The sequence below is a fragment of the Sphingobium aromaticiconvertens genome, from assembly GCF_037154075.1.
GTDB lineage: Bacteria > Pseudomonadota > Alphaproteobacteria > Sphingomonadales > Sphingomonadaceae > Sphingobium > Sphingobium aromaticiconvertens.
The window spans coordinates 4,037,229-4,054,502 of record NZ_JBANRJ010000001.1; the positions used below are offsets into that span (position 1 = coordinate 4,037,229).

The following is a 17,274-nucleotide window of genomic DNA, read 5'->3' on the forward strand; positions in this document are numbered from 1 at the left end:
CGGCGATGCGGGTGGATATTTCTCATGCGTGCATGATACGATTCCAGGCGCTACCGGCCATTCCGACAACGCCGTTCGCGCCCGCTGTGCCCTCTCACGCGCGCGCGAACGTCTATTGGTCGAGACTATCGCGCGATCGTTATGCTATGGCGAGGTCACCAAATGCGGGATGTGTCCAGCATTGGATTTCCTCATCGCAATATCTTCAGGTTCGTTCTTGCAACGACCTGAGACGGTGAATAGCCAGTGGCATGATGCAGATTCGCAAAACCTTGACGCTCCGCCATTCAGGCGGCGGAAACGCGCCGGAAGATGAGGGAGAGAGCGTCTTCGCCCACGCGATCACCCATCAGCTGTGTGTGCGGGCAAGCTACAATCGTGGGCTGGTGATCCTTGCGCCGCACATCCTCTACACGCGGCACGGCGACCGGTTCGCGGATGCTGTGGTTATCGAGCGCAATGGCGCCAGGTCCACCGAAACGAAACTGGGCACCTTCAAGCTTTCGGGTCTTCGCGGTGCGGTCATCACCTCAGAGCCGTTCAATCCGTTCGATGGCTATGGTGCAGGTGATGACCGTTATACCGAGACTATCATCGCCCGCATCGATTCCTGACCATGTTGGTGGATACCAAGGTCTGAGGGCGGTCGAAGGACCTGCCGGCGGGATCGCCTGCGCATGATTCCGCCGAGGGTTTCGGGCGCTTCATCGCCAGAAATCAGGCACCGCCGTCTCGCGCCAACTTTGCAAGGGTCTGAAGGCCTCGACGCAGCGATCCGGAAGGCTCTGCGATGATGTCCTCAAGCAGAATGAAACCGGCAGCGTTGCCGTGGACCCGGCAGCAACGAGCATTGCCATTGCCTTGCGGCTCTATATTTCCCCTGCCAGGACCGTGCCTCGCTTGGCCGAGCCCACGCGCAATCTCCCGGGGAGAGTCCGTAGCATTGCGTATGACATGCCCACCGCCCCCTTCGTAGGTTGCACGAGTGGAAAGGCGGGACGGTGAAGGATTTATCGGCGGCTGCGGGAACTCCCGCAGTCTACTGTATCGGCAACGAGCTGCGCCCTGAACTGATGTCAGCGCTGAGTGGTGTCGCTTCGCGTTGCTTTGCGACGCTTCACGACTTTCTTGTGGCTTCGACGCGGCTGGCGCCGGGTATCGTCCTGTTCGACGCCGACAGTGTTCAGGATGACGTGTCGGATGCCATCGCCACCCTTCGCAAGCGTGGATCGGTGCAAGCTGTGTTGCTCGCGAAGGCAGCGCCGGACTTCGCATTTGGCGTTGCCGCTATTCGGGCCGGCGCTGTCGACATCCTTGAAAAGCCGCTGTCCGAGCAGCGTCTTCTGGATGCCATCCAGCTGGCGACCAGCAAATGCGGACACCTTCACCGGCCGCCCGATGCCAGGGACATCGATCGGCTGACGGCACGTGAGCGCGAAGTCGTGGCCTGGCTCCTGCACGGGCTTACCAACAAGGAAATCGGTCGGGAGCTGGGAATCAGCCACAGGACAGTGGAAATCCATCGCGCGAGGCTGATGCGGAAGCTCGCGGTGCCGAGCCTTCCCGCGTTGATCGACATTGCCCTTGCACAGCGCGACAAGCTGCCCGATGTCGGAGCCGCGCAACCCTCGTAAACGTCCCGTGTGTCGGTCCTTGCCCCAGCGGCAGAATGCTGACTCGGCGTAGAAGCCTTCCTCCCGCAGACGCACCAATCGATCCAACTGGTGCGGAGATTCACGTAGCGACATCTACCCCGTCAGGCGGCACCTTCTCATGGAAGGAGGCCTGCCATCATGGATGATCCCGACATTTCCTACCTGCTAAGCCGCTGCCGTTCACACCGGACATTGGCCCGTATCACCAGCTGTGCTGAAGCCCGTTGCATTCATCAGCAGTTCGTCAGCAGTTACCAACGGCGGTTGCTTGCCCTGCGACGCGCGCGCGCATCGGCAACTCCGATGTATCAGGAGCGGCTGGCCGCATGATGCCCGCCCGCTCGATGCGCTGGCGCCGCCGTGTACGAGCGGTAACTACACACCTGTCCCCAACGACAAACTTCGATCGGAGAAAAGATGAGTGAACTTGGCCACGATCTGCACGCGCTGTTTCCCGCGCAGCGCGAGATCCTTCACGCGCTGAAGCTGGAGAGCGCGCATTACCGCGACCTGGCCGACCGCCATCATAAGTTGGCCCAGCAGATATACCGGATCGAGGCGGGACTTGATGCCGCTTCCGATGACCGACTCGAAGACCTGAAAAAGCAGCGCCTGAGCCTGCTCGATGAGGTCGCAGCGATGATTGCGGAAAGGCAGGATGCGTGATGGATTTCGACCTTATGCGCCAGCGTCTCACCGATCGCCTCTCCGAACTGAACGCCCAAGTCGAGCGCATCGAGGAGGAGCAGGGCCAACCTCTCGACGCCGATTTCGAAGAACAGGCGATAGCCCGCCAGGATGATGAAGCACTGGATGCTGTCGAGCGCTCGACGTTGGCCGAAATCGCCCTCACGCGACAGGCGCTCGCAAGACTGGATTCGGACACCTATGGCCTGTGCACCACGTGCGGGGAGCCGATAGCGCCGGCACGGCTCGAGGCGCTGCCCGCCGCCGCACATTGCATCCGATGTGCAAGCGCGGCGGAGCACGACAGGGCCTGATGGACCGCGTATGCGCCGCATCGAGGACACGAGCTTTGCTGTACTCATCCTGGCCGTGTCGATGGCCTTCGCGTGGATCGTGCAACCGCTGTTCGGCGCCATTCTCTGGGGCGTCATCGCATCGATCCTCTTCGCGCCTCTCAACGATCGCCTGCTGCGTGCGATGCCGACGCGGAACAACCTTGCCGCTCTGCTGACGCTGCTCGTGATCATGGCGATGGTAATCCTCCCCGCCATCCTGCTTTCTGCGTTCCTGCTTCAGGAGGTGGCGGGCGTCTACGCGCGAATGCAAAGCGGCGAGGCTGATCCCGGCACCTACTTCCTCCGGTTCCAGGCACATCTGCCGCAATGGCTGAAGTCGCTGCTGACAGGGTTGGGCCTGAGCGATTTCGATTCCGTCCGGACCAAATTGACCGCCGGGATCGCCGCTAGCTTCCAGACCCTGACGGCGCGAGCATTCAGCATCGGCCAGAGCGCCTTCGGCTTCGTCGTCGCCCTGGGCGTCATGCTCTACCTGACTTTCTTTCTTTTGCGCGACGGCAAGCAGGTGGCTGCCCGGGTGGAAACGGCCATTCCGCTGGATCCGGACCAGCGCGCCGCCCTGCTGGTGAAATTCGCCGCCGTTATTCGGGCGACGATCAAGGGCAGCCTCGTGGTTGCGGTCATCCAGGGCGCCATCGGCGGGATCGTCTTCTGGGCGCTGGGCATCCATAGCGCGTTGCTCTGGGGCGTGCTGATGGCATTTCTGTCGCTTCTGCCGGCGATCGGGACAGGCATCGTCTGGGCGCCGGTCGCCGTCTATCTGCTCGTAACCGGCGCGGTCTGGGAAGGCGTCATTTTGATCCTGTGCGGCCTGTTCGTGATCGGCCTCGTGGACAATCTCCTGCGCCCGATCCTGGTGGGTCGGGACGCGCGCATGCCCGATTATGTCGTCCTGATCTCCACCCTCGGCGGTCTGCAAGTACTCGGCTTCAACGGGCTCGTGATCGGTCCGGTGGCGGCGGCTTTGTTCATCGCTGCATGGGATATATTTGCACGCTCGCGATTCCAGCCTCAATCGGATGCATCATAGGCACGTGTCACGTTCGCGGCTGCCGTGCAAAGCTTGACGCCCACCGCAACTCGACCATCTTGCTCGCCTCAAGCAGGATCAGGAGCAGCGCTGCTGACCCCATGGTGATCGCGAGGTCGGGGCCATGGAGCGGACCGAATTTAAGCAGGCTACGAAGTGCGGGAACGGTCATGATGATGGCCGCGACCGCAACCACCGCGCCCAGGACGTAGCGCAGGGCCGCATTGCCCCGGACCAGCGCGTGAAGGAGCGATGTGTCGAACGAGCGATTGACTAGGATCAGCACCAGGATCACGCCGATGAGCGAAAAGAAGGTCAACGCGCGCGCATCGGCTTCCGGCATGCCGGAATAGCTCGATGCCAGAAATATCCCGGCGAGCAGCACAAAGCCCAGCCCGCCCTGGAACACGCTCCAGCCGATCATGCGCAGCGAGAAGAGCCGTTCCTCGGGGTGGCGCGGCTTACGGTTCATGAGATCCTGCTCCTCGCGCTCGGCTTCGAAGACGAGCGCGCAGACAGGATCGATGATCATCTCGAGCAACGCGATATGGATCGGCCCGAACAGGATGGGCAGGCCGAAGGCAAGCGGCAGCAGCGCGAGGCCTGCGATCGGCACATGGACGGCAAAGATGAAGGCCATCGCCTTGCGGATATTGTCGTAGATGCGCCTCCCGAGCCGCACCGCCTTCACGATCGACCCGAAATCATCGTCGAGCAGGACGATCGCCGAGGCTTCCCGGGCGACATCGGTGCCGCGCTTACCCATGGCGATGCCGATATGCGCGGCCTTGAGCGACGGTGCGTCATTCACCCCGTCTCCGGTCATGGCGACGATTTCGCCATCCGCTTTGTATGCCGCCACGATCCGCAGCTTCTGCTCCGGCATGATCCGCGCGAAGACTGTCACCGTCTTCAGCCGTTCTGCAAGCGCCGCGTCGTCCAGGGCAGCGAGCTCGGTCCCGGTCAGCACATCGCCGTCCATGATTCCGGCCTGCGTCGCTATCGCTCGCGCGGTGGCAGCGTAGTCGCCCGTGATCATCACGACCCTGATCCCGGCGCTACGGCATTCGGCCACGGCGGCCGGCACACTGGCGCGCAGGGGATCGGCAAGGCCGATCAGACCGATCAGGGCAAAATCATGCTCCTGCTGGGATTCCGGCAAGCTGTCGCCCGGGCCAGTCGATGCCGTCGCGACACCCAGCACGCGCATGCCCCTTAGAGCCATGGTATCGACGGCAGCCTTCAGGCGCGCGCGCTCATCCGGCGACAGATGACAGAGCGCAGCGATGGCCTCCGGCGCGCCCTTGGCCGCCACCGTGCAGGCCGCCTCGGGGTCGGGCGCTTGCCAGACGTTCGACATCGCCAGCAATTCAGGCCGCAGTCCATAGCTGTGGGCCAAACTGAGCTTGGCACGGCGTTCTGCAAGGTCCGGGATGCCCGCGCCTGCCTGGTGAAAGGCGACCTCCATCGGATCGACCGGCACCGGGGCGCTGGCCAGGATACTGGTATCCAGGAGTTCGTGAAACCGGGTCGAAGGCTCGGTCACGCCGTCGACCGTCGCCGTCTCGCCCGACGCCAGCCACAGCTCCGTCACGGCCATCCGGTTCTCGGTGAGAGTTCCGGTTTTGTCGGTGCATAATATTGTCGCGGAACCGAGCGTCTCAATGGCGGCCGCCCGGCGCGTGAGGACGCCGGCTTGGGCAATGCGCCATGCCCCCATCGCGAGGAAGATCGTGAGGACCACCGGGAACTCCTCCGGCAGCATGGACATGCCGATCGCGATTCCCGCGAGCATAGCGTCGATCCATCCTCCGCGCAGGAGCCCGAAGAGCAGGACGACAAGGAGGGCGACGAAGCCGCCTCCGATCGCGCAGAGCCGGACGATCCGGGCGGTTTCCCGGCGTAGGCGCGGCGGCTCGGCATCGAGCGTCGAGAGCGACTGGCCGATCTTGCCGATCTCGCTGCGCGGGCCGGTCGCGATCGCCAGCGCCAGCCCCGAGCCGCGGGTGATGAGCGAGCCCGAATAGACAAGCGGCTGGTCCTCCCCGCCCGGCCGTCGCCGCAACGATTCCTCGCCCTGAAGCACCGCCTGCTTGCGGACAGGTACGGACTCACCGGTAAGCAGCGATTCATCGGCCTGAAGATCGTCCGCCGCGATCAGCATCGCGTCGGCGGCGACCCTGTCCCCCTGCTCCAGGACGAGCAGGTCGCCATCGACCACCTCGCGCCCGGCAATGCGGATGCGGGTCCCGTCGCGGATCACCAGCGCACGCGGCGCCGACAGGTCGCGCAGCGCCTCTAGGACATGCTCGGTGCGGCTTTCCTGGATGACCGTGATGCCGATCGAAAAGGTCGCGAAGCCAAGGAGGATGAGCGCTTCGCCAAGGTCACCCAGCAGCATATAGGCGACGCCGCCCGCAAGCAGCAGCGCCAGCATCGGCTCCCGGACCACTTCAGCGAGAATGTGCGGCACCGTGCGCCGCCCTGCTCTAGGCAGTTCGTTCGGTCCCTGGGCATCAAGGCGTCGCCGGGCCTCCGCTGCGGTCAGCCCGGACCGGGATGGCGCGGTAGGTCGCTGGTCAGTGGCGATCGGCATCCATTCTCTTCCTGTTCGAAGTGAGCGACGTGCTGCGTCGCCGGCCTGCTTCAAGATCATTCTGGTGCAAGCCGACTACCGGCACATTACGGGTACTTACGGATTCCTCTGATCGTCATTCCTGTTATCCTATTATGCTCGCCAAGATTGGCGCCGTGAGCCTTGGCCGCTACCCGCAGCCAATAGATATTCGCATTTGGATTGGGTCATACGGTCGCATCAAGGCCATTGGACGACCTTGCATTCAGAACCGAGGACATAAGTGACGGCGTTTGAGATGGATTTTGCGATAGCCGGAGGCGTTGCTACCATAGTCGGCATCGCGCTAGCGCTGGCCCTTGGCCTTCTCATCGGCGTCCAGCGTGGCTGGACCTTGCGCCATGAACCGGCCGGCTCCCGCTTCGCGGGCATCCGGACCTTTGGACTTCTGGGGCTGGCCGGAGGTGTCGCGGGCGCGCTTCGGCCGATCGAGCCAGGGGTGGCGATCATCCTCATGGCTGCTGCGGCCATGTTGGTTCTGATGGGATATGCGCAAGCGGCCTGGCGGGGCGGCCCGATCAGCGGCACGGCGAGCCTTGCCGGGCTGCTGACGCTTGGCTGCGGATTCCTGGCAACCACCCGGGAGGAACGCCTCGCCACGATCATCGCCGTGGTAATGACGCTGGTGCTTGCGCTCCGATCGCAGCTTCACGGCTGGATCGGGCGGTTGAGCGAGGTCGAGGTAAGCGCCATCGCCCGATTCGCACTGATCTCGCTCGCCATCCTGCCACTCCTCCCCGATCGCCCTTGCGGTCCCTATGATGCCTGGAATCCGCGGCAACTGTGGATGGTGGTCGTCCTTGTTTCGGGCTTTTCCTTCGCCGGCTATATGGCCAGCAAGCGCCTGGGCGCATCGCGCGGGACGCTCGCGACGGCCGCTGCCGGCGCCATGGTTTCATCCACGGCGGTAACCGCCGCCTTGGCGACCCGGCTGCGCGACGATGCGGAAAATGGGCCCATTCTGATTGCAGGGATCACCACCGCCTCCGTGGTCATGCTGGTGCGCGTGCTGGTGTTGGTGGGCGCGCTGGCGCCGTTTGCGCTGCCGGCGCTGGCGCTGCTGGTCGCGCCGGCGGTGGTGGTCAGTGCCCTCGCCACGGCCTGGCAGCTCCGGGCTGCAGCGCTACTGCCCTCATCGTCCAGCCGGGAAGTTCTTGTTCGTAACCCGTTCAACCTTGCGCCGGCGCTCGGCCTCATGGCGCTGGTGATGCTTCTGTCGCTGGCCTCGCGCTGGGTGCTCGATCGGTTTGGCGATGCCGGCCTTGCCACGGTTCTGGCCCTGTCGGGGATGGCGGATGTCGATTCCGCTATCATCACGATGGGGGGGTTGCCAAAGGGCGTGCTGGACGGCCAAGCGGCGGGCCTTGTTCTGGCCGCCCCGGTCATGCTCAACACCCTCGTCAAGGCCGGGGCCACGATCAGCCTGGCCGGAAGGCATCGGGGCAGGTCCGCCGCCCTGGCCCTGATCGCGAGCGTCGCAGCGAGCCTACTGATGCTGCCCATCCTCTTGCACTGACCGATCGGGGGCGTCCGGCCACCCCGACTTCGCGGTCAGGAAATCGCCAAGGGCCGTTGCACCGACCCCAGCATTGGAGAGGTGATCGGAGCATTCGTCAGCGATGACGGCGCCTGGCGGGACAGGTCCGCCAACGAATAGCCGTCAAGCACGGCAAGAAATGCGCCCAGGGCTTCGCCGAGCGCGCCCTGCAGGCCGCAGCGATGCGTGATGACGCACGAAGCACAATCGACAAGGTCGAAGTCCCCTTCCATCTCCCGTACGACAGCGCCGATATTGATGGCGTCGGGCGGCCGGCAAAGGCGCATGCCGCCGTGGCAGCCGCGCACGCTCTGGACATAGCCCGCCTTGCCCAACTCGTGGACGACCTTCATCAGATGGTTCTTGGAAATCGCATGCGCGGTGGCGATCTCGGCGATCGCGCAAACACGTTCGGGACGCTCGGCGAGATACAGCAGCACCCGGAGCGCATAGTCGGTGTAACGGGTCAATCGCATGCCGTCAGATATGGGAGAAAGCCGGTCCAAGCACTATAAGTATATATCCCAAATGCATGTTTCTCTGTGCCCCGATAGATGCATCTCCAATACATGATTGGAGGACGAGACGGTGGCGCAGCGTACCGATATCGACGAAATTGGGCTGCGGCAGTTGGTCGACGCTTTCTATGCCCGGGTGCGGGCCGATAAGCTGATCGGCCCACTCTTCAACGGCGCGATCGACGACTGGCTAGGCGATCTGACAAGGCTTGCCGACTTCTGGGGGGCAGCCGGTGCCGGCGCACGCACGCTATCGCGCGCAGATCACGCCGGCCATGTTCGACCGTTGGCTCGCCTTGTGGGCGGAAACCACGAACGCGCTGATGACGCCCGAAGCGGCGCATATGTTGCAAGGCAAGGCCGCCCGCATTGCCGAAAGCTTGAGCCTCGCCCTGTTCTTCAAGCCATCGCCTTCCCCGACCGGCCGCAGGCCGGCCCGATCTCCAGGAGTATCGTCATGTCCGTGCTTCCCGTGGAGACGCAGCCCGCCCCCTATCCCGCGCATGCCAAAGACATACGCCTCGCGGCCTGATTTCCCGGTTCGACCGCAGCGAGGGGCATGCGGACGATCCCACCACAACGCCCCAATCTGGAGAAGATCTCATGGCACGCACGATGTCGGCTGAAACGATGGCTATCGTCAAATCCACCGCACCCGCGCTTCAGCAGCACGGCTTGGCGATCACGACACGAATGTATGAACGCCTGTTTGTTGATCCCGAGATAAAGGCATTGTTCAATCAGGCCGCGCAACGGTCGGGCGAGCAGCCGAAACGCCTAGCCGACGCCATCCTCGCTTTTGCCAAGAATGTCGACAAGCTCGACGTCCTGACTTCCGCGATCGAGCGCATCGCGAGCCGGCATGTCGAGACGCATATCAAGCCTGCGCATTACCCGGCCGTCGCCGATGCCCTGCTGCCGGCGATCAAGGACGTGCTGGGCAACGCGGTAGATGAAAAGGTACTCGCGGCCTGGGGTGAAGCCTATTGGTTTCTTGCCGACGTGCTGATCGCGCGTGAGGCGGCGCTCTACGCCGAGGCGGCCTGATCCGATGGAACTGGCTCCCGCAGCGGTCACTTTGCCCGATGGGATTGCCGCCTATCGACGTACCGCCGAGTTTACGTCGGAGACGATCCCGGCGGCCCTGCTGCGGGACCACAGCACCAAGCCTGGTACATGGGGACTCATCCACGTGACCGAAGGCGCGTTGCGCTATAGGGTGACCGATCCCCGCCGGCAGCCGGGTGAACGGCTTTTGGCCTCTGGCGGGCCGCCCGGTGTCGTCGAGCCGACAATCCTTCACCATGTACTCCCGGTTGGCCCGGTTCGCTTTTATGTCGAATTCCGGCGCGCGGCGGACGCGTCGTGATCGACGATCTCGCCCTCGCGCGGACTCTGCATGTGGCAGCTGTCGTCCTTTGGATCGGTGGCGTCGCCTTCGTCACGACGGTGCTCATGCCAGCCATCCGGCGACGCTATCCACCTGGCGAGCGGCTCGCGACCTTCCATGCTTTCGAGGGGCGGTTCGCGGCGCAGGCTCGACTGTGGGTGCTGCTCGCCGGGTTAAGTGGCGGCTGGATGGTCGGGCGCGGCGGCATGCTCGAAAGGTTCGCCGACCTGCATTTCTGGTGGATGCACGCGATGCTGCTGCTCTGGATCGGCTTCGCTGCCATGCTCTTTGTAGCCGAGCCGTTGGTCGCTCACCGGCGCCTGGCGGATCCGGTGACGCCGGCGGCCGTCTTCGATCGCATGCAACGGATGCATAATGCTGTGCTGGTCCTGTCACTCCTGACGGTCATGGCTGCCGTCGCGGGAAGCCATGGCCTCATCTGAGCAACGCTGAACTCGCAAACTATCGGAGGCCGTCGGCCGGCCGGCGGCCAGTCCCCGGGGGTACGCCACCGACAATGCCACCATCCATTTGGTTTGCCGCAACGCGAAGCCGCTTTGCCGCCACAGGTTGCTGAGCGAACAGCCATCCAGTGATCGCTGCAGTCACCATGTGACTGTCTCGCATCAGTATAGTCCCGCATATTCTGAGCCGTGGGTCGCAAATAGAGTCCCTCCATCAATATGGAGGCGACGATGAAGAACATTCTTTTGCTGGTTCACGCCGACGATGGGCAGGAAGCCAGGCTGCAGACGGCGCTCGACCTGACACGTGCCCTTGATGGGCATCTGACCTGTATCGACGTCACGCAATCGCCGGTGGTCGCGGGCGACCTCTATGCCGGCTTTGGTGAAGCCGTGATGCTGACCGACGAGCGGGAGAACGAGGCAAAGAACAGGGCTGCGCTGACGGAGCGCCTCTCGCATGAAGACGTTCGCTGGGACTGGACCGACGCGACCGGCGATATCGCCAGTTGTGTCCTCGAGGCGGCGACGCTCGCGGATCTGATCGTGCTCAATCGGACGCTCGACGCCTATCCCCTTCCCGATATGCGCACGATCGCCAGCCGGATCGTGATGCACGCGCACAAGCCCATCATTGCTGTTCCTGAGAAGCTGGAACGGTTCAACGCGGCCGGTCGCGCGCTCATCGCCTGGGATGGTCAGGCGTCTGCGGCAGACACGATGCGCGCCTGCGTGCCCCTTCTTCAGCTCGCATCCGACGTCCATATTTTCATGGCCCGTGACGGCGCCGAAAAGACCGAACCGACCGAAGCCGCCGAATATCTGTCACGCCATGGCGTGCACGCGAGCGTGAAGATCGTCGACGACGGACTTCACGCGCCGGACGCGTTGATCGCCGAGGAAGCGGCTCTTTGGCACGCCGACTATGTGCTGATGGGCGCCTATAGTCACGGCCGACTGTTGGAAGCGTTTGGCGGCGTCACGAAGCGGATGCTCACCAAGAGCAAGCTGCCGCTGGTGCTCGGGCACTGAAGGGGCCGTGTGCGTAAGTGCGACGGTCGACTGCCGTCATCCAGAGGTTCGCGCCGCCGTGGCCATGGAAGCAGTCACAAATTACACTCTGACTCCTTGAAGGGCATATCAGCCCCTCAGTGAATAATTTGACCACGATCAAAGAGAGAAGCGCTACCCTCGCCTAACACCATACCGGACGCGGGCTATCTCCTCCCCGCCCGCGAACGGAACTCGCCCCCTCCGGGCAACCGGGTGGGGCGTCCTTTCGTACGTATCGCGGAAACGAAGCTCAAACCTCCGCATCCCCTTGAAGTACTCCTGTTCGGTCGAGCCAGATCACGGCACGGCCCTCGCAAGCCAACGGTCTTCGACGGGGCGAGTTCATGCTGCAACGCGGCTCGGTATTGTTCGAGAACGGCCGCGACACCACCACTTGAGAGATACTATCAGGCGCGCTTCGAACAGTGCGCCAGAGAGCGGAGCGGATCCACGGCAATCTGCGCGACATCTATCGCGCCAATGCGCATAATTTCCGCCTCTGTAGTCCGACGAAACCAATGCGACCGGGTCTATTGGAACCAAATCAGATCGCGCACATATGTTTGCGCTCGGTCAAAGTTCGAAGTCGGCAAGTCTCCTAATCCATATCTAACACGGCATGGAGATAGGCATGAAAAGGATAGTCCTTGTATCGATTGGCGCAGTTGTTGCCGCGCTCGCGGTCCCGGCCCATGCCGAAGAAGCAGACAAGCGTTGGATCATCCGTGCCCGTGCGATCCGGGTGACGCCGACCGAGGAGACCGGCCCGATCCTTCCGAGTTTTCCGACCGCCCATACGGCGGTGACAAACAGTTATGCGCCGGAAGTGGACTTCACCTATATGGCGACCAGGCACATCGGCGCCGAACTGATCCTGGCCACGACGAAGCATCACATCGAAGGACGCGGCGCGCTTGACGGACTCGGCAAGGCAGGACGAACCTGGGTGCTTCCGCCAACGCTCACGCTTCAATATCATTTTGCCCCCAACGCACATATCCGGCCCTATGTCGGCGCGGGCGTCAACTACACGATCTTCTATTCGGAAAAGGCCAGCAATGCGCTCCAGTCGGCGATTGGTGACACGAAGCTGAAACTGAAGGACAGCTTCGGCTATGCCCTGCAGGCCGGCGTCGATATCGACATTACCCCTCGCATTTTCCTCAATATTGACCTCAAATATATCGACATCGATACCACGGCCCGTCTGACGACGGGCAGTCTGATCAACCGCGAGCGTGTCCACCTTGACCCTCTGGTGCCTGGTATCGGCATCGGCATGCGGTTCTGAGCGATGCAAGCCGCCACGAACCTGGTCCCACCGATGGGTTGGTACATGATCGACGAGATCGACCTGATCGCGCTGCTTATCGACCACGCCGAGCTTGCCTGTCTTTGCGACATGCTGGAATCGGTTGCGGACGCTCTGCCGACCCTTCCGGAAGAAGATGACGCGGCTTGGGTTTGCCGTGAGCTTGAGAACCGGCTTCCCACCCATGAAGCTCGAGAGCGCAGGTTCTTGGAAACCGTTTTCGCCCCACGGGCGATGCCGAACGGCGAAGCGGTCCTTGATCGTATCCGCTGCCGCAGCGCGTCACAGGTTGTGCAAGCGCAGGACCTCGTCGCGGCTCTCCAGCCTGGCGCCTCTCCACTGCCGGCAACAACATTGGGATATATGCTTCGCTGCTTCTTCGAAGCGTGCCGGGCCGATATGGCGTTCGAGGAGTTGGCGATCCTCGGGCTCGCGGAGCAGCGTCTTACGCCCGCAGCGCGAACATTATTGCGCGACAGCCTCGACCGGCGCTGTCGCGCCTAGCGGCCACGATCATTCAGGCAGCGTCGGCCATTCGCCTGAGCGCGTCGCGCTTGAGTATCGTCACCGCGCGACCGCCCGGCAGGGCAATCACGCCGGCCATCTTGAGCTTGGTCATTTGCCGGCTGACCGTTTCGATGGTGAGGCCCAGCACATCGGCGATTGCGCCTCGGGAAAGAGGAAGATCGAAGGTTACCGGTCCATTGGCGCTGGCGCTATAGCCCCCGATCCTCTCGAAAGTTTGGAGCAGAAAGTCTGCGATCCACTCGCTGGCACTTTGACGACCGAGTAGAAGCATGCGCTTGCGCGCATCGCTCAGCGTATCGAAGGTACGGCGCAGGAGAGCCTGGGTCATCCCGTTTCGCGTCGACAGAAACCCTTCGAAATCGGACTTACGAAAGGTGCAGATTTCCGCGTCTCCCAACGCCGTCACTGTGAATTCGAAGCTGCCCACGAAGGGCTGTCACGAAGTCCGACGGATAGAGTAAGCCGACAATCTGTTCGCGGCCGTCGGCGGTCAACGCGCTGACTTTCAGGATTCCCGAAAGGACGTTCGCGCAACCGCGGCTCTCCTCTCCTGCCCAGGCGATCGATTCGCCGCGACGTAAACGGCGGCGCCGGCCAAGCTTGTGCAGCATGATGAGGTCTTCACCCGCAAGCGTTCCGCACAAAGAGTCCCGGCGAACCGCGCAATCCATACAAACCGATGTCGGAAACCTCTCCTCACCATCGGGCCAATCCAAGGTTGTGCGGCTACCGAGCATCTTCATCCCCACTCACGCATCTACGCCGGCGGAGTCCAGAGTTCAGGCCGGCAACGGTTTCGGAAGCTCAGTTTCGTCCGGCACCGTCGCCCCATTGGGCAAGTGGACCTCGTGCCAGGTGCCGTTGAGGATACTGAAGCCGACCGCGAGGCCGAGCCCGAGAACCCAAGCGAAATACCATGTGGCGATGTGCCTGCTATCAGTAGTAATCCGGATGCGTGGAAACGACCCCGGTCGTCAGACGGCCCCACATGATCTTGTGGGCCCAGGCGGTGCCGCAGGACGCCGTTCTGCTCGCCGAGACGATCGGGGACAACCTACCGCTGGCCCTCGAGGCCGTGACCGATGCCGAGCTATGGGCCGTGTTGCATGTCGCCGTGATCGATGATCGGCTGGTAGCACTTCTGGATGGCCTCAACGCTGGGTCGGTGAGAATGACATCGGATTTTCGGGTGGGGAGCGTCGGCGCCTCTCACTGGGTCGCACCTATCTTACTCCTGCGCACGGGCTCCTACTCGATAACCTCAGAAGGCCTGAATTATGAAAGCGGGTTTGGTGGTCGAACGGCTGGACAGGGACCTGAATGTATAACCGGCAGCGTCTGATTCTCGTCAGCCACCGCCTGTCCCGCGCAAGCGATCGGGCGATCGAAGCCATCCACATTCTGGCGGGACAGCAACTGGCCGCTTCGTCAGTGATGTCCATCGTTGCGTAATTTCCCCAAGGGCGAGCCATCGTGCGGTAGGGTAGCATTGCAGCTGAAGGAGTCGTTCGATGGCTGACGCGGCAAAGGGGCATGCCCGACATGTGGCGATCCTCATCCATCCCGATCCACAGAGCTTCAATGCCGCCATCGCACACGCCTATTGCGAGACAGTTCGGGAATGCGGGCAAGAGGCAATCCTGCGTGATCTCTATGCGATGAAGTTCGATCCGGTACTCAAGAACGAAGAACGGCCCGACAGGCGTGGTTTCGAGATCGCGCCTGACGTGCGTGCCGAACTCGAAGCCATCGAAGGTTGTGATGTTGTGGCGCTCATCTATCCGATCTGGTTCGGTCTGCCGCCGGCCATGATGAAAGGCTACGTCGATCGCGTGATCGGCGCGGGCGTCACGCCGCATCAAGTCCAGGATGGCGCAGGACGAGGCCCGTTGACCGCAGGCCATATGATCACGATCACGACATCGGGCGCCCGCGACGCATGGCTGGACGAACAAGGGCAGTTGGACTCGCTGCGGGAATTATCGAGCCGATATCTCTTCCGGGCCTTTTCGATGAAATCGGCTGACTATCTTCACATCGGCAGTATCGTCGAAGGCCTGCCCACACGCTTCATCGACGAGCATCTTTCCGATGTCCGTGAGCGGGCGCGCAAGATCTGCGCGAGGCTTGCCGTGGAACAATATGGCGCTGCGGCTCCGCCTTCGATCTCGGACGGAAGTTGAACGACACCATCCTGGTGCGCGATTAGAGTGGGTCGAGCCTTCATGGCGATGATCGCGATGCCCGGTCACCAACTCGAAGAAGTGATCATGGGTGCGGATCGGGTGCCCCATCATGCGGTCTTCGATGAGATTTGCGGCACCCGCTCGCCTTCGATGAACGGGATTGGCTCGTGCACGTCCGACATTTTCTCACCGTCGATCGGCCACATAGACCGCTCCATGTTGCCGGTGAGGTGGATGTCGATGCTCCGCGATGGTGCCGATGACGACATCATGCCTGATTGAGAACCCGCGGCCCCGCAGCAAGCACCGCCGCATCGACTTTGTCCTCGAACTGCCTGAAGTTCTCAGCGAACTGCATCGCAAGGTTCAAAGCAGCCTGATCATAGGCATCCTTGTCTGCCCAGGTCCCGCGCGGCTCGAGAATATCACCGCTGATCCCCGGCGCTGTCACAGGAACCTCGAACCCGAATGTCGTATCCCTGGTGAAGATGATCCCTTCGAAACTGCCATTAAGTGCGGCGTTCAGCAGAGCGCGGGTAACCTTGATCGGCATGCGCTTACCGACGCCGTATTTGCCGCCCGTCCAGCCGGTGTTGACCAGCCAGCAGGTAACCCTGCCCCTGGCGATCCGCTCTTTCAGCAGATTGCCGTAGACGCTCGGGTGACGCGGCATGAACGGCGCGCCGAAGCAGGTCGAGAAGGTCGCCGTCGGCTCTGTTACGCCAATCTCCGTGCCGGCGACACGCGCAGTATAGCCCGAGAGGAAATGGTACATCGCCTGTTCTGGCGTGAGCTTCGCAATCGGCGGCAGCACGCCATAGGCATCGGCAGTCAGGAAAATGATGTTCTTCGGCACCGGCCCCAGATTATCGACGCTCGCATTGGGGATGAAGTCGATCGGGTAGGAACCGCGGCTGTTCTCGGCCAGGCTGTTGTCGTCGAGATCGATCTCGCGCGTCTCCCGGTCGATCACCACATTCTCCAGCACCGTGCCAAAGCGCTTGGTGGTCGCATGGATCTCTGGTTCGGCCTCGGCCGACAGGTTGATCATCTTGGCGTAGCAGCCGCCTTCGAAATTGAAGACCGCCGTGTCTGACCAGCCATGCTCGTCATCGCCGATCAGCGTCCGGCTGGCATCGGCCGAGAGCGTGGTCTTCCCAGTGCCGGAGAGGCCGAAGAAGACCGCCGTGTCACCCTTGGGGCCAATATTGGCCGAGCAGTGCATCGGCATGATGCCCTTGGCCGGCAGCAGATAGTTGAGGATCGAGAACACCGACTTTTTCATCTCGCCGGCATAGGCCGTGCCGCCGATGAGGATCAGCTTCTCGGTGAAGTTGACCGCGATCACCGTCTCCGAGCGGCAGCCATGACGGGCCGGGTCTGCCGGGAAGCTCGGCAGGTCGATGATCGTGTACTCCGCGATAAACCCTTCAAGCTCCGTTGGGCTTGGACGAACGAGCAGGGTCTTGACGAACAGGCTATGCCAGGCGAGCTCGGTATAGATCCGCACATTGACGCGATGATCAGCCTGTGACCCGCCGAAAAGATCCTGGACGAAGACCGTCTTCTTCGCGCCCAGCGCGGCAAGAAAATCCTCTTTCAGTGCCGCGAAATGCTCGGGCGTCATGGGCACGTTCGTCGGGCCCCACCAGACCGTATTTTCGGTCTCGGCGTCCTTGACGATGAACTTGTCCCTGGCCGAGCGGCCGGTGTGCTTGCCGGTCGCGACGACCAGGGCACCGTCCCTCGACATCACCCCTTCCCCGCGCTGGATCGCCTTTTCCACCAGTTCGGCCGTCCCGAGATTGCGATGGAGCTGCGTCCCGTCCTTGACCGCATGGTCCGGGTTCTGGATCGGGAAAGCCGTCATTTTTGCATCTCCTAAGCTTCATCGTTACATGCCGAACAGTGGCGCATTCGCCA

At 62.5% G+C, this 17,274-nt stretch carries 21 protein-coding genes and 2 pseudogenes; 16 read left to right on the forward strand and 7 right to left on the reverse strand.

What is annotated here, in order from left to right:
* Positions 1-251: 251 nt before the first annotated feature.
* From WFR25_RS19355 to WFR25_RS19380, 6 genes are all read left to right on the forward strand, one after another.
* The gene (locus WFR25_RS19355) at positions 252-614 is read left to right on the forward strand and encodes a hypothetical protein (RefSeq protein WP_148564708.1); all 363 of its coding nucleotides are present in this window, start codon (positions 252-254) and stop codon (positions 612-614) included.
* Positions 615-1,001: 387 nt separating this feature from the next.
* Entirely contained in the window at positions 1,002-1,634 is a 633-nt protein-coding gene (locus WFR25_RS19360) for a response regulator transcription factor (RefSeq protein WP_152542854.1), read from the forward strand.
* Positions 1,635-1,793: 159 nt separating this feature from the next.
* Complete coding sequence (locus WFR25_RS19365) at positions 1,794-1,985, forward strand: hypothetical protein (RefSeq protein WP_148564707.1); 192 nt, start codon at positions 1,794-1,796, stop codon at positions 1,983-1,985.
* 87 nt (positions 1,986-2,072) lie between these two features.
* Entirely contained in the window at positions 2,073-2,321 is a 249-nt protein-coding gene (locus WFR25_RS19370; protein ID WP_043153844.1) for an HP1242/YdcH family protein, read from the forward strand.
* Positions 2,321-2,656, forward strand: a complete 336-nt coding sequence (locus WFR25_RS19375) for a TraR/DksA family transcriptional regulator (RefSeq protein ID WP_048576312.1) — start codon at positions 2,321-2,323, stop codon at positions 2,654-2,656. The genes WFR25_RS19370 and WFR25_RS19375 overlap by 1 nt, the downstream gene beginning before the upstream one ends.
* A gap of 10 nt (positions 2,657-2,666) precedes the next feature.
* Entirely contained in the window at positions 2,667-3,728 is a 1,062-nt protein-coding gene (locus tag WFR25_RS19380) for an AI-2E family transporter (RefSeq protein ID WP_043153847.1), read from the forward strand.
* A gap of 7 nt (positions 3,729-3,735) precedes the next feature.
* Here WFR25_RS19380 and WFR25_RS19385 read toward each other — a convergent pair whose 3' ends face one another.
* Complete coding sequence (locus tag WFR25_RS19385) at positions 3,736-6,324, reverse strand: cation-translocating P-type ATPase (RefSeq protein WP_043153848.1); 2,589 nt, start codon at positions 6,322-6,324, stop codon at positions 3,736-3,738.
* Between the two features lie 277 nt (positions 6,325-6,601).
* Here WFR25_RS19385 and WFR25_RS19390 point away from each other — a divergent pair, with 277 nt between their 5' ends.
* Positions 6,602-7,879, forward strand: coding sequence for a DUF4010 domain-containing protein (locus WFR25_RS19390; protein WP_048576310.1), 1,278 nt, complete (start codon positions 6,602-6,604; stop codon positions 7,877-7,879).
* Positions 7,880-7,914: 35 nt separating this feature from the next.
* On the opposite strand, the gene WFR25_RS19395 is transcribed toward WFR25_RS19390, so the two are convergent.
* A complete protein-coding gene (locus WFR25_RS19395) occupies positions 7,915-8,376 on the reverse strand; it encodes an RrF2 family transcriptional regulator (protein ID WP_048576309.1) in 462 nt (153 codons plus the stop codon).
* A 112-nt stretch (positions 8,377-8,488) separates the two neighbouring features.
* Here WFR25_RS19395 and WFR25_RS19400 point away from each other — a divergent pair.
* From WFR25_RS19400 to WFR25_RS19430, 7 genes and pseudogenes are all read left to right on the forward strand, one after another.
* Positions 8,489-8,837: pseudogene (locus tag WFR25_RS19400) on the forward strand (group III truncated hemoglobin); the annotation flags it as partial.
* 184 nt (positions 8,838-9,021) lie between these two features.
* The gene (locus WFR25_RS19405; RefSeq protein WP_048576308.1) at positions 9,022-9,465 is read left to right on the forward strand and encodes a globin domain-containing protein; all 444 of its coding nucleotides are present in this window, start codon (positions 9,022-9,024) and stop codon (positions 9,463-9,465) included.
* A gap of 4 nt (positions 9,466-9,469) precedes the next feature.
* Entirely contained in the window at positions 9,470-9,787 is a 318-nt protein-coding gene (locus tag WFR25_RS19410) for a TehB family protein (RefSeq protein ID WP_048576307.1), read from the forward strand.
* Positions 9,787-10,251, forward strand: coding sequence for a hypothetical protein (locus WFR25_RS19415; protein WP_272800170.1), 465 nt, complete (start codon positions 9,787-9,789; stop codon positions 10,249-10,251). Before WFR25_RS19410 ends, WFR25_RS19415 begins: the two co-directional genes overlap by 1 nt.
* 252 nt (positions 10,252-10,503) lie before the next feature.
* Complete coding sequence (locus WFR25_RS19420) at positions 10,504-11,304, forward strand: universal stress protein (RefSeq protein WP_048576306.1); 801 nt, start codon at positions 10,504-10,506, stop codon at positions 11,302-11,304.
* 652 nt (positions 11,305-11,956) lie between these two features.
* Positions 11,957-12,616: an OmpW/AlkL family protein gene (locus WFR25_RS19425; protein ID WP_048576305.1), complete on the forward strand. Its 660-nt coding sequence runs from the start codon at positions 11,957-11,959 to the stop codon at positions 12,614-12,616.
* A gap of 45 nt (positions 12,617-12,661) precedes the next feature.
* Complete coding sequence (locus WFR25_RS19430) at positions 12,662-13,141, forward strand: hypothetical protein (protein ID WP_272799586.1); 480 nt, start codon at positions 12,662-12,664, stop codon at positions 13,139-13,141.
* Positions 13,142-13,154: 13 nt separating this feature from the next.
* On the opposite strand, the gene WFR25_RS19435 is transcribed toward WFR25_RS19430, so the two are convergent.
* The 3 genes from WFR25_RS19435 to cydX all read right to left on the reverse strand — a co-directional run bounded on the left by WFR25_RS19435 (position 13,155) and on the right by cydX (position 14,118).
* Positions 13,155-13,493 carry a helix-turn-helix domain-containing protein gene (locus WFR25_RS19435; protein WP_336972977.1) on the reverse strand — a complete coding sequence of 113 codons (339 nt, stop codon included), beginning with the start codon at positions 13,491-13,493 and terminating at the stop codon, positions 13,155-13,157.
* A 37-nt stretch (positions 13,494-13,530) separates the two neighbouring features.
* Positions 13,531-13,776, reverse strand: coding sequence for a cyclic nucleotide-binding domain-containing protein (locus WFR25_RS19440; protein ID WP_336972979.1), 246 nt, complete (start codon positions 13,774-13,776; stop codon positions 13,531-13,533).
* Between the two features lie 168 nt (positions 13,777-13,944).
* Positions 13,945-14,118, reverse strand: a complete 174-nt coding sequence (cydX, locus tag WFR25_RS19445; protein ID WP_419723216.1) for a cytochrome bd-I oxidase subunit CydX — start codon at positions 14,116-14,118, stop codon at positions 13,945-13,947.
* 35 nt (positions 14,119-14,153) lie between these two features.
* On the opposite strand from cydX, the gene WFR25_RS19450 reads away from it, so the two are divergent.
* Both WFR25_RS19450 and WFR25_RS19455 read left to right on the forward strand, forming a co-directional pair.
* Entirely contained in the window at positions 14,154-14,507 is a 354-nt protein-coding gene (locus tag WFR25_RS19450) for a hypothetical protein (protein ID WP_272799588.1), read from the forward strand.
* 169 nt (positions 14,508-14,676) lie between these two features.
* The gene (locus WFR25_RS19455; protein WP_043155225.1) at positions 14,677-15,348 is read left to right on the forward strand and encodes an NAD(P)H-dependent oxidoreductase; all 672 of its coding nucleotides are present in this window, start codon (positions 14,677-14,679) and stop codon (positions 15,346-15,348) included.
* 48 nt (positions 15,349-15,396) lie between these two features.
* On the opposite strand, the pseudogene WFR25_RS19460 reads toward WFR25_RS19455, so the two are convergent.
* Positions 15,397-15,608, reverse strand: a pseudogene (locus tag WFR25_RS19460) (cupredoxin domain-containing protein); the annotation flags it as partial.
* An 11-nt stretch (positions 15,609-15,619) separates the two neighbouring features.
* A complete protein-coding gene (locus tag WFR25_RS19465) occupies positions 15,620-17,221 on the reverse strand; it encodes a phosphoenolpyruvate carboxykinase (RefSeq protein ID WP_272799589.1) in 1,602 nt (533 codons plus the stop codon).
* Between the last annotated feature and the right edge of the window lie 53 nt (positions 17,222-17,274).

Bases quoted from the DNA above. Each gene is read 5' to 3' on its own strand.
- WFR25_RS19450 (WP_272799588.1), top strand. From the start codon at position 14,154: ATGATCTTGTGGGCCCAGGCGGTGCCGCAGGACGCCGTTCTGCTCGCC.
- WFR25_RS19430 (WP_272799586.1), top strand. From the start codon at position 12,662: ATGATCGACGAGATCGACCTGATCGCGCTGCTTATCGACCACGCCGAG.
- WFR25_RS19405 (WP_048576308.1), top strand. From the start codon at position 9,022: ATGGCACGCACGATGTCGGCTGAAACGATGGCTATCGTCAAATCCACC.
- WFR25_RS19465 (WP_272799589.1), bottom strand. From the start codon at position 17,221: ATGACGGCTTTCCCGATCCAGAACCCGGACCATGCGGTCAAGGACGGG.
- WFR25_RS19435 (WP_336972977.1), bottom strand. From the start codon at position 13,493: ATGACCCAGGCTCTCCTGCGCCGTACCTTCGATACGCTGAGCGATGCG.
- WFR25_RS19455 (WP_043155225.1), top strand. From the start codon at position 14,677: ATGGCTGACGCGGCAAAGGGGCATGCCCGACATGTGGCGATCCTCATC.
- WFR25_RS19390 (WP_048576310.1), top strand. From the start codon at position 6,602: ATGGATTTTGCGATAGCCGGAGGCGTTGCTACCATAGTCGGCATCGCG.
- WFR25_RS19365 (WP_148564707.1), top strand. From the start codon at position 1,794: ATGGATGATCCCGACATTTCCTACCTGCTAAGCCGCTGCCGTTCACAC.
- WFR25_RS19380 (WP_043153847.1), top strand. From the start codon at position 2,667: ATGCGCCGCATCGAGGACACGAGCTTTGCTGTACTCATCCTGGCCGTG.
- WFR25_RS19440 (WP_336972979.1), bottom strand. From the start codon at position 13,776: ATGCTGCACAAGCTTGGCCGGCGCCGCCGTTTACGTCGCGGCGAATCG.
- WFR25_RS19420 (WP_048576306.1), top strand. From the start codon at position 10,504: ATGAAGAACATTCTTTTGCTGGTTCACGCCGACGATGGGCAGGAAGCC.
- WFR25_RS19370 (WP_043153844.1), top strand. From the start codon at position 2,073: ATGAGTGAACTTGGCCACGATCTGCACGCGCTGTTTCCCGCGCAGCGC.
- WFR25_RS19355 (WP_148564708.1), top strand. From the start codon at position 252: ATGATGCAGATTCGCAAAACCTTGACGCTCCGCCATTCAGGCGGCGGA.
- WFR25_RS19395 (WP_048576309.1), bottom strand. From the start codon at position 8,376: ATGCGATTGACCCGTTACACCGACTATGCGCTCCGGGTGCTGCTGTAT.
- WFR25_RS19385 (WP_043153848.1), bottom strand. From the start codon at position 6,324: ATGCCGATCGCCACTGACCAGCGACCTACCGCGCCATCCCGGTCCGGG.
- WFR25_RS19425 (WP_048576305.1), top strand. From the start codon at position 11,957: ATGAAAAGGATAGTCCTTGTATCGATTGGCGCAGTTGTTGCCGCGCTC.
- WFR25_RS19375 (WP_048576312.1), top strand. From the start codon at position 2,321: ATGGATTTCGACCTTATGCGCCAGCGTCTCACCGATCGCCTCTCCGAA.
- WFR25_RS19410 (WP_048576307.1), top strand. From the start codon at position 9,470: ATGGAACTGGCTCCCGCAGCGGTCACTTTGCCCGATGGGATTGCCGCC.